Here is a 2030-nt window from a genome sequence, read left to right on the forward strand (position 1 = left end):
GTTTCGGGGCAATCTCCCAGAAAATGAGCCCCAGCGGGCTGTTTTTGGGGGATTTGATAGTCTGGAGTGGCTTTATTTTACAATAAAATCAATGAATTATTTATAATTCAGGGCCGATTACAGCGCCGCGCGCCAGATGAATCTCGATATGACGGCCTGCGCCAGGTACACCAGCGGGCATGATCGGCACAAACGCCGGTGCGGGCTGTCGATCGGCCTGCCGAATCCACTTGCGCACCAGGTTGGCGTTGATGCCGTGCGACAGCGCTACGCCTGCGACTGACACACCGGGTTGACGGCACTGGGCCACAATCTGGGCCTTCATCTCCTTCGGATAAGACCGTCGCGGGCGTGTGAGGGCTAATTCTGTCGTCGACATGGTGTCCACCTAAAAATGGTGGACACTATCGGAAGACCCTTGCAAGGCTCAAGACGGGTTGGCCGGGTGCTTACACCTGAATGCCTCAATGGAACCGCTCCTCGTCGCCCCCCGGAGTTGTCGCGCTAGCCAAAATGGGTGACAAGATACAGATCACCACCGTGGCGACGGTAGTGCGCTATGCACAGCCCCTACTGGTCGTCATCGGCACCATTGTAGGCAGGTCGCGGTAGGGGCAGGGGGTAACCTCTGTCCCTACCGCGACCTGTAGGCATGCTGGTTGTTGACGTGTTCGTGGTATTCGTGGGCAGCAAGCTGGCCACTGGATACCAATGAATCTGGTACATTCGGTTGCGACTGTTATTTTCGTGATCTTGGGCATTATCACGCTCTCAGGAGCAATTCCGGCATTACGCATCTGAGATCAATCAAGCTGAAACGCAGCATGGCCAACTTACGAGCTATGTCGGTGCTGATGATGAATGTCCGGGTAATGCGGGTGGCTGTGTGTGATGGCCTCGTGCTGGTGCGGGTGAGTGTGGGGCTCGGTGCCATTCCACAGGAAATCGTGTTGATGCTGGTGATGTTCGTCGTGTACATGAGAGTGGCTGTGCAGCAGCGGCTCGTGCGTATGCGAGTGGTCGTGACGCTCGGTAAGATGAAGCCAGACGCCCGCCACCATCAGGCCAGCAGCGGCCCAGAATGCGGCCGAGGTCGATTCGCCGTAGGCCAGGATGGCGATGGCGGCTCCCATGAAAGGGGCCGTCGAGAAATAGGCGCCCGTTCGCGCCGAACCTAGCCCGCGCAGCGCCACCACGAAGAGCACGAGGCTCACACCGTAACCGGCGAGGCCGACCGCCATGGACTCAACGGTCAACGACCACGTTGGCAGGGAATAGCCTAGCGCCAGCGCAATTCCCGTGTTAGTGATGCCTGCGACCAGGCCTTTCGTGCTGGCTAGGAATACTGCGTCCGTTGCAGACACTTTGCGAGTCAGGTTGTTGTCCAGCGCCCAGCACAGGCAGGCCGCAGCGACGGCGAGATTGCCGGACATGCCGCCAGTGGAGGCGAGGGTTCCATTTTGCGGGAGCGTCAGAAGAACGCCGCCCACCACGATGAGAGCCATGCCGATGACGATCCGCTGATTCGCGTGTTCACGGAACACCACCCAGGCCAGGACAGCTGTGAGCACGGCCTCCAGGTTCAGGAGCAGTGAAGCCTGAGAAGCCGAAGTATGGCTCAAGCCCACCATCAGAAGCACCGGACCCAGAATACCGCCACTGACGATGGCCCCGAGCAGCCAGACCCATTCGCGGCCGCTCAGGTGCGGCATCCCAATGTTTCGCTCCCTGAGGAAGCGAAACACTCCCAAGCCAACCCCGCTTCCTAGATACAGCAGGCCCGCAAGCAGCACGGGCGGCATGTCGCCTACGAGTTGCTTGGCAAAGGGGGTACTTGCGCCAAAGAGCAATGCCGCGCCGAGTGCAGCCGCCGCAGATCTGGATGGATTTACGGCTATACCAATCATGAAATCTCCCGTGATTAGGTCGCGACAACGTAAGCGGTGCATCTACCCCATTATTCCGAGGCAGCCAGATTCATGGCTAAATCCTGGTCATGGGTATTCCACGGCAACAAGGCCTCAATTTCA

General features: G+C 58.7%; 3 protein-coding genes. 1 reads left to right on the forward strand and 2 read right to left on the reverse strand.

Going from position 1 to position 2030, the window contains the following annotated elements:
* Window positions 1–100 precede the first annotated feature (100 nt).
* On the reverse strand, window positions 101–379 hold the full coding sequence (gene tnpA, locus HNR28_RS18005; protein WP_151025658.1) for an IS66-like element accessory protein TnpA: 279 nt from the start codon (window positions 377–379) through the stop codon (window positions 101–103).
* Between the two features lie 80 nt (window positions 380–459).
* Between tnpA and HNR28_RS18880 the strand changes: the two genes are divergently transcribed.
* Window positions 460–612 (forward strand): TMEM165/GDT1 family protein, encoded by a 153-nt coding sequence (locus HNR28_RS18880; RefSeq protein WP_409360376.1) that lies wholly within the window; start codon window positions 460–462, stop codon window positions 610–612.
* A 221-nt stretch (window positions 613–833) separates the two neighbouring features.
* Here HNR28_RS18880 and HNR28_RS18015 read toward each other — a convergent pair whose 3' ends face one another.
* Complete coding sequence (locus HNR28_RS18015; protein ID WP_151025659.1) at window positions 834–1907, reverse strand: DMT family transporter; 1074 nt, start codon at window positions 1905–1907, stop codon at window positions 834–836.
* Window positions 1908–2030: the final 123 nt, after the last annotated feature.

This window comes from Castellaniella defragrans (assembly GCF_014203015.1).
Lineage (GTDB): Bacteria > Pseudomonadota > Gammaproteobacteria > Burkholderiales > Burkholderiaceae_B > Castellaniella > Castellaniella defragrans.